The following is an 8079-nucleotide window of genomic DNA, read 5'->3' on the forward strand; positions in this document are numbered from 1 at the left end:
CTCCGGGGGTGCCTCAGGGGCGGTCCGAGCCGGCGTGGCTGCCGCTCTGGTGGGAGCCCTGGGACGGGACGGCACCGTAGCGGCCGGGCCGGTGGCCGTGCGGGTGCCGGGTCAGGTTGTAGCCGAGGACACCGGCCAGCGCGGCCAGGAAGCCGCCGCCGATCGTCCAGTACCAGCGGCTGTTCCAGCCGGAGAACCAGCCGGTGTACCAGTGCTCCTCCTGGGCCACCGGGGCGGCCGCCTTGGCCGTGGCGGCGCCGCCGCCGGCCGGCGGGACCAGCGGGGCCTTCAGCTCGCCGCCCTCGGGCTGGGCGTTGTCGGCGTCGCCCTTGGCGGCGACGTGCAGCTGGACCGAGGAGGCCAGGCCGAGGTCGGGCTGCGGCACGTCGCCGACCGACAGGCGCACGTAGTAGGTGCCGGGCAGCGGGTCGCCGGACCACGGTTCGGCCCAGGTGCGGACCTCGCGCAGGGTGCAGCTCAGCGCCAGGGTGCCGGCGCTCTGGTCGGCGGTGGCGTTCTGGGTGCCGGCGGTGCACGACTGGCGGCGGCGCAGCCCGTCGAAGACCTCGACGGACCAGGTCTGCGGGCCGTGCCGGTCGGCGGCGGGGGCCAGGTTGACGGTCAGGCCGACCGTCGGGGTCTGGCCCTCGGAGGCGCCGAACGCCCAGTACAGGTAGTCACCCGTGGAGACGGAGACCTTGGCGTCCTGGCCGGGGGAGAGGTTGACCGCGGTCAGGAAGGAGGTGCCGGCCTTGGTGGCCGGGGCCGGGGTGCCGCTCGCGCTGGCCGAGGGGGACGGCGAGGCGGCCGAGGCGGCCGGGGCGCCCAGGGCCAGGGCGGGCAGCAGGGCGAGGGCGGCGAGGGCGCCGCGAAGCGTCGTACGCATGGTCAGTTCTCCCGCCAGACGGCGATCCGCCAGCGCGCGATCCAGCCGAAGACCAGACCGAAGGCCAGGCCGGCCAGGGTGAGGGTGAGCAGCAGGATCCAGCCGCGGCCGAGGCCCATCGCGGCGCCCTCCGGGGCGGGCGAGGCGGAGGCCAGGTCGACGGTCAGCTCCAGCGGCAGGCCGGGGTCGGCCTGGATGCCGGCCTGCGGGGCCAGCGAGTTGCTGACGACCAGGCAGACGGTGGTCTCCGGCTTCTCCTTGGCGTCCTTGGACGCGGTGGGGCCGGTGGTGACGTAGCCCTTGGAGTCGTCGGTGGACCAGCGCAGGCCGGTGGAGACCACGTCGGTGCGGGAGCTGCCGGCGTCGGTGCCGCGGACCAGCTCCTGGCCGGTCGCGCTGGTGGCCTGGAGCAGCACCCCGTAGTCCCGGGCCACCGGGCGGTCGAGGGCGACGCTGACCGAGGCGCGCAGCTCCTGGCCCGACTTGACCGGGACCTTGTAGACGCGGTGCTCGGAGAACTTCTCGCGGTCGGTGTAGACGCCCGGGGCGAGCACCGGGGCGCTCTCGCACTTGTCGGTGCCGGTGGTCTTGACCGGGGTCACCGTGTAGGTGTCGTTGGAGCGGTCGACCAGCTGCTTCACCTTGTCGGTGAGCTGCTCCTGGGTGCGGACGTCGGTGTAGGTGCCGCCGGTCGCGTTGGCGATGCAGAGCAGCTGCTGGCGGGTCTTGTCGTCGTGGGCCAGGCCCAGGGTGTCGACCACCAGGTGGATGCCCTGGGAGGCCAGCTCGCGGGCGACGTCACAGGGGTCGGGCGGGGTGCAGGTGTCCTCGCCGTCGGTGATCAGCACCACGCGGCGGGTGGTCTCGCCCTTGCCGAGGTCCTGGGCGGCGCCGCGCAGGGCCAGGCCGATCGGGGTGAAACCGGTGGGCCGCAGGGTGGCGACGGCGGTCTTGGCCTCGACCTTGTTGGTCTTGCCGACCGGGTAGAGCTGCTTGGTGTCCAGGCAGCCCTGGGCCTTGTCGTTGCCGGGGTAGGTCGCGCCCAGGGTGCGGATGCCGAACTCGGTCTCCGCGGGCAGCGCGTCGATCACCTCGTTCAGCGACTGCTGGGCCACCGAGATGCGGCTCTTGCCCTGGATGTCCGCCTCGCGCATGGAGCCGCTGACGTCCAGGACGAGGTCGACCCGGGGGGCCTCCTTGCCCGCGGGGGCGTTCCCGGCTGGTGGTTCGTCGGCGTGGGCGGGCAGGCCGAGGAGCAGCGAGGCGCTCGTTATCGCCAGGGCTGCCAGCAGGCTGCCGAGCCTGGTCTGTGGTCGTCGTCCGGTATTCACCCGCCCGATCCTAGGGAGCATCAGTTCGCCCTGGCGAAACGAGTCCGGTTCGTGCGCCGACCCGCCCCGGTGTGAACTCCGGCGCGTGGACGGGGAGTCGGTGCTCACGCCGGCCTTACCGGGGCTGGATAGCCTTCCGTGAACAACGGACCGGAAGGGGGCCCGATGGAGCTGGCGGCGGTCGGCAAACGGTACGGGCGGCGGGGGCGGTGGATCCTGCGCGGGGTCGATCTGAGGGTCGGCCCGGGCGAGTTGGTGCGGATCGCCGGGCGGAACGGGAGCGGAAAGTCGACGCTGCTGCGGATGGCCGCAGGGATCGAGCGGCCGAGCACGGGGCGGGTGGTGCGGCCCGGCCCGACGGCGTACGTGCCCGAGCGCTTCCCGCCGGCGCTTCCCTTCGACGCCGCGTCCTACCTGCTGCGGGTGGGCCGGGTGCACGGGCTGTCGGCGGCGCGGGCGCGGCAGCGGGCGGAGGAGTGGCTGGACCGGTTCGGTGTCGCGGACCGGGCGGGCACGCCGCTGAGCCGGCTGTCGAAGGGCACCTGCCAGAAGGTCGCGGTCGCCCAGGCACTGCTCCCCGAGGCGCGGGTGCTGCTGCTGGACGAGGCCTGGACCGGGCTGGACCCGCAGGCCCGGGCGGTGCTGGACGAGGCGGCCGCCGAGCGGGCGGCGGCGGGCGGCACGGTGCTGTTCGTCGACCACGACCCGGCCCGGCTGGCCGGGCTGGCCAGCACCGCGTACCGGGTCGGCGCGGACGGTGCGCTGCGGCCCGTCGAGGGCGGGGAGGGGGAGCCGCCGCGGGACGGTCCGGCGATGGTGGTCGAGGTGGACGTCCCGGACGGCTCCCCGCTGCCGGAGCGGCTCCCGGGCATGCCGGAGGTCACCGCGCTGGCCGGGACGGCGGCGCGGCTGGTGGTGCCCGCCGTGCACTCGGACGCGCTGCTGCGCCGGCTGCTGCTGGGCCGCCCGGCCGTCCGGGTGCTGGCGGTGCGGCGGCGCGAGGAGGGGGAGCGGTGATGGCGCAGACCGGTGCGCTGACCCGGTACCACCTGGAGCTGCTGCTGCGCTCGCACGCCTGGCTGCCGCCGTTCCTGGCGTACGCGCTGCTGCTGGTGGTCGGGGTGGCGGCGGGCGATCCGCTGCTGGGCGGTCTCGGCTTCGGCGCGGGGGTGCTGCTGCCGGTGAGCGCCTGGTACGTGCGCAGCGCGCTGAGCGCGGAGCCGCCGGCCTCGCGGGCCTGCCTGGTGGCGGCGGCGGGCCCCGTCCGGGTCCATCTGGGTGCGCTGCTGGCGGCGCTGACGGTGTCGCTGGTGCTGGCCGTCGGTCAGGTGGCGGCGGTGTGGTGGACCAGCGGGCCGGTGGCCGACTCGGGGGCGCGGCAGGAGCCGGGGGCCGGGCCGGCGGTGCTGGCCGGGCTGGTGGCCTCCGTGGTCTGCGCGCTGCTCGGGGTGCTGACCGGGGCGGTGGCGAACCGACCGGTGCTGGTCCACGCGCAGTACGGCATTCCGGCGGCGCTGGGGCTGGCCACGCTGCTGCTGGTGGTGCCGGTCTCGCCGGCCAACACGGCGGTGAGCGGGCTGGTGTCGGCGGCCCGGACCGGCCGGGTCGCGGTGCCGTGGGCGAGCCTGCTGGTCGCCGCCGTCCTGCTGGCCGCGGTCGGCGCGGGGGTGGCGGCGCTGGCCGGGCGGCGGCCGGAGTGACGGCTCGGGGGCGAACCGGCGAGCCAGGGCGATTCCGGCAATGGCGGACACACCGCAGCGAAGAGTCCGTACATGTGGATAGCACTCGTTAGGGTGACGAAACGGGACAGGGCGCCGCCGCACCGGCGCCCGGACCCGGCCGGCCTGTCCGACACCCTGGAAGGACCCCGCAATGAGCAACCTCTTCGCGATCGCCTACCCGGACCTCGCCACCGCCCAGACGGTGCGCAACGAGGCGATCGGGCTCCAGAAGCAGAAGCTGATCGAGCTGGAGGACGCGGTCGTCGTCGAGCGCCGCGCGGACGGCAGGATCAAGCTCCACCAGCAGGTCAGCACGACCGGCGCGGGCGCCGCGAGCGGTGCGCTCTGGGGCGGGGTCATCGGCCTGCTGTTCTTCATGCCCCTGGTGGGCGCGGCGGTCGGCGGCGCGACCGGGGCGGCGGTCGGTGCCTCCACCGACATCGGCGTGGACGACGACTTCATGCGCCAGGTCGGCGAGCACCTCCAGCCCGGCACCGCCGCCGTCTTCCTGCTGGTGCGCAAGGCGACCGCCGACAAGGTCGTCCCGGCGCTCGCCCGCTACGGCGGGCAGATCATCCAGACCTCGCTCTCGGCCGAGGCCGAGGCCGAGCTCAAGGCGACCGTCGAGGCCTCCCGCGCGTAGGGCGTGTCGCCCGGCCCTCCCTGTCCGACCGCCGATCGGGGCGGACCGGCCCCCGCCGGCCCGCCCCGATCGGCGTTCCCCGGTCGTCGGCACCGCGCGCCGGGAACCGCCGCCGGGCCGGACCGGTGCTCGGCGGGATGCCCTCGCGGGGGTGCTGAGCTGCTGCTTTACCCACCGAGTGGCAGAAGCGCCGTTTACGAAGTGTCCGGTTTGTACAGTACTATGCGCCAATTCGGACAATGCGCCGGTTCGGACTGTTCGTTTGCGACACTGGTGCTTTCGCCGGGTACTGTCCCATGTTTGTTCGGTTGATCCCCCGATGACCCGCAAGGGCGTTTCGGGTGACCAGCCGCCAGGACACCCTCCCCCGCCCAGAAGGACCGCAGTTTTGGCCAGCAACACCCTTGGTGCGCGTCTGCTGCGACGCAAGCCCGTCTCGACACTGATCGCGGAGACCGAAGGCAAGGACGCCCTCCCGGCCGGCGCGCCCGAGGAGGGCGGGCGCTCCGGCATCCACCTGCGCCGTTCGATCGGCCTGTGGCAGCTGTCCTCGATCGGCATCGGCGCGACCATCGGCACCGGCATCTTCTTCGTGCTGAACACCGCGGTGCCCTCGGCCGGCCCGGCCGTCATCCTGTCCTTCGTGATCGCCGCGGTCACCGCCGGACTCACCGCGCTCTGCTACGCCGAGATGGCCTCCGCGATCCCGGTCTCCGGTTCCTCGTACTCCTACGCCTACGCCACCCTCGGCGAGGGCGTCGCCTTCGGCGTCGGCGTCTGCCTGCTGATGGAGTACGGCGTCTCCGCCTCCGCGATCGCGGTGACCTGGGCCGAGTACCTGAACAAGTTCTTCGACCTGGCCTTCGGGTTCACGATCCCCGAGCAGTTCTCCGGCGCGCCGGACAGCACCCACTGGTTCAACCTGCCCGCGCTGCTGCTGGTCGCGATGGTCTGCTTCCTGCTGATCCGCGGCGTCAGCGAGTCGGTGAAGGTCAACGCGGTGATGGTCGCGATCAAGATCCTGATCCTGCTGATGTTCATCTGCGTGGCGCTGACCGGCTTCCACTCCGGCAACCTGACCCCGTTCATGCCGCTCGGCATCAGCGGCGTCCAGATCGCCGCGTCCAGCATCTTCTTCTCCTTCATCGGCCTGGACGCCGTGTCCACCGCCGGTGAGGAGGTCAAGAACCCGCGCCGCACCCTGCCGATGGCGATCATCATCTCGCTGGTCGTGGTGACCCTGCTCTACATCCTGGTCGCCCTGGCCGGCATCGGCGCCCAGCCCTGGCAGAAGTTCGAGGGCCAGGAGGCCGGCCTCGCCCAGATCCTCCAGGACATCACCGGCCAGAGCTGGCCCGCGATGGTCTTCGCGTTCGGCGCGATCGTCTCGATCTTCAGCATCACCCTCGTGGTGATCTACGGCCAGACCCGCATCCTGTACTCGATGGGCCGCGACGGCCTGCTGCCCCGGCGCTTCGCCGAGCTCTCCCCGCGCACCGGCACCCCGATCTGGAACACCGTCGTGGTGGGCCTCGGCGTGGGCGCGCTGGCCGCGTTCGTCCCGCTGCGGGTCCTGGCCGACATCACCAGCCTCGGGACGCTGATCGCCTTCTCGGTGGTCTCGATCGGCGTGATCGTGCTGCGCCGCACCCAGCCCGACCTGCCGCGCGGCTTCAAGGTGCCCGGCTACCCGGTCGTCCCGCTGCTCAGCATCGGCTTCTGCATCTACCTGATCAAGGGCCTGCACGCCGACACCTTCCGGGCCGGGGCGATCGCCCTCGGCGTCGCCGTGGTGGTCTACTTCAGCTACAGCATCAAGCACTCCCGGCTGGAGCGGGCCGAGCGGCAGTCCGTGTCCTCGGACAACACCCCCGGCTGACCCGGAAGCAAACCCCGTGTGAAGGGCCGCCGACCGCCACGGCACCCGGCGGCCCTTTTCACGCCATCGCCCGTCCGGTGTCCGCCGTCTTGGCGACAGGGCCCGGTCCCCACCCATAACCTTCCACCATGGTGAGCACCCGCACGCCCGGCTACTCCCGCCCGCGCGGCCGCTTCACCGGCCGCGGCAGAACGCCGGCCAAGACCTCCGCGACCGAGGCGTCGTCCCGAACCGGACGACCGCCGCGCGGCTTCTCCGCCCGGCCCTTCCCCCGCCAGCGTGGCGAGAGCACCTTCCCGCCCACGCCCGGTCGGCTGAATGCCGCCGGGCTCGCCGGGCTCGCCTCGATGCGGACCGTCCAACTGCTCGGCTGCCTGGTCGCGGCCGGCTGGGCCGCCGCCTTCCCGCTCGTCTCCGACCTGGCCAACCAGCGGCTGTGGGGCATGATCGCGGCCCCCGCCTACGTCCTGGCCGGACTGCTCTGCCTGACCCTGCCGCGCCGCTTCGCGGCCCACGCCGCCGCCGCGGTCGCCCTCGTCGGGGCCGTCCTGGTCCCGCTCGGGCTGCTCGCCCTGCAGGGCCGCCACCAGTCCGAGGTCATGGTGGTCGAACGCTCGGCCCACCTCCTGCTCACCACCGGTACCGCGTACCTGCCGCACCCGGTGGTGGTCACCGACTACAACCCGTACCTGCCGGCGATGTCCCTGTTCGGGATGCCGCGCCAGCTGCTCGGCGACTCCACCGCCTTCGCGCGGGTCGCCGGGGACGCCCGGATCTGGTTCGCGCTGACCTTCTTCGTCTGCCTGCTGGCCGCCTGGCGGCTGCTGCGGCGCTCCCGCCCCGGCAGCGGCGACCCGCGCGCGCCGCTGCTGCCGCTGGCCGTCCTCACCGCCTCGCCGCTGATCGCGCTCGCCCTGGTGGTCGGCGGGGTGGACCTGCCGCTGATCGGGGTCTGCTGCCTGGCCATGGCGCTCGCCGAGCGGGACCGCACGGTCGGCGCCGGGCTGGTGCTCGCCCTCGCCTGCACCCTGAAGTGGACGGCCTGGCCCGCGCTGCCGGTCGCCGTCCTGCTGCTCTGGCGGCTGTACGGCCGGCGGCCCGCGGCCCGGACCGCGCTGATCGGGGTCGGGGTGAGTGCGCTGGTGATCCTGCCGTCCGCGCTGGCCCAGCCGGACGCGCTGCGCGAACAGGTGGTGCGCTTCCCGCTCGGGATGACGGCGATCCGCACCCCGGCGGGCAGCCCGCTGCCCGGCAAGGTACTGGCCGGCTTCGGGCCGACCGGGCACGCGATCTCGCTGGCGCTGATGACCGTGGCCCTGGTCGCGGTGGCGATCTGGCTGCTGGCCCGGCCGCCGGTCTCCGCGATCGCGGCGGCCGACCTGCTGGCCGCCGGGCTCGCGATCGCCTTCATGCTGGCCCCGGCCGGACGGTTCGGGTACCTGGCGCTGCCGGCGGTGCTGGTGATCTGGCCCCGGCTGGCGGCCGGGCGCTGGAGCAGCCGGCGCACGGCCCCGCCCGGCCGGGTGCGGGGAAAGCCGCAGCCCGCCCTGCCGCGAGGCTGAGCGGGCTGCGGGGGTGCGGCTCCCGGAGGCTCAGCGGCCGCCGGCGGCCTTCAGGAT

General features: G+C 74.0%; 7 protein-coding genes. 5 read left to right on the top strand and 2 right to left on the bottom strand.

The window, feature by feature from the left end:
• Nucleotides 1-13: 13 nt before the first annotated feature.
• Complete coding sequence (locus ACFU7Y_RS34815) at nucleotides 14-886, bottom strand: peptidase (RefSeq protein ID WP_224283096.1); 873 nt, start codon at nucleotides 884-886, stop codon at nucleotides 14-16.
• Nucleotides 887-888: 2 nt separating this feature from the next.
• Nucleotides 889-2217 (bottom strand): VWA domain-containing protein, encoded by a 1329-nt coding sequence (locus tag ACFU7Y_RS34820; RefSeq protein WP_380770754.1) that lies wholly within the window; start codon nucleotides 2215-2217, stop codon nucleotides 889-891.
• 165 nt (nucleotides 2218-2382) lie between these two features.
• On the opposite strand from ACFU7Y_RS34820, the gene ACFU7Y_RS34825 reads away from it, so the two are divergent.
• The 5 genes from ACFU7Y_RS34825 to ACFU7Y_RS34845 all read left to right on the top strand — a co-directional run bounded on the left by ACFU7Y_RS34825 (nucleotide 2383) and on the right by ACFU7Y_RS34845 (nucleotide 8022).
• Nucleotides 2383-3234 carry an ATP-binding cassette domain-containing protein gene (locus ACFU7Y_RS34825; protein ID WP_380770755.1) on the top strand — a complete coding sequence of 284 codons (852 nt, stop codon included), beginning with the start codon at nucleotides 2383-2385 and terminating at the stop codon, nucleotides 3232-3234.
• Nucleotides 3234-3917 (top strand): ABC transporter, encoded by a 684-nt coding sequence (locus ACFU7Y_RS34830; protein ID WP_380770756.1) that lies wholly within the window; start codon nucleotides 3234-3236, stop codon nucleotides 3915-3917. The genes ACFU7Y_RS34825 and ACFU7Y_RS34830 overlap by 1 nt, the downstream gene beginning before the upstream one ends.
• A 172-nt stretch (nucleotides 3918-4089) precedes the next feature.
• Nucleotides 4090-4581 (top strand): DUF1269 domain-containing protein, encoded by a 492-nt coding sequence (locus ACFU7Y_RS34835; protein ID WP_224283092.1) that lies wholly within the window; start codon nucleotides 4090-4092, stop codon nucleotides 4579-4581.
• A gap of 319 nt (nucleotides 4582-4900) precedes the next feature.
• Nucleotides 4901-6460: an amino acid permease gene (locus tag ACFU7Y_RS34840; protein ID WP_380770757.1), complete on the top strand. Its 1560-nt coding sequence runs from the start codon at nucleotides 4901-4903 to the stop codon at nucleotides 6458-6460.
• A gap of 128 nt (nucleotides 6461-6588) precedes the next feature.
• Nucleotides 6589-8022 (top strand): glycosyltransferase 87 family protein, encoded by a 1434-nt coding sequence (locus ACFU7Y_RS34845; RefSeq protein WP_380770758.1) that lies wholly within the window; start codon nucleotides 6589-6591, stop codon nucleotides 8020-8022.
• Nucleotides 8023-8079: the final 57 nt, after the last annotated feature.

Origin of the sequence: Kitasatospora sp. NPDC057542 (genome assembly GCF_042801945.1) — a bacterium.
Lineage (GTDB): Bacteria > Actinomycetota > Actinomycetes > Streptomycetales > Streptomycetaceae > Kitasatospora.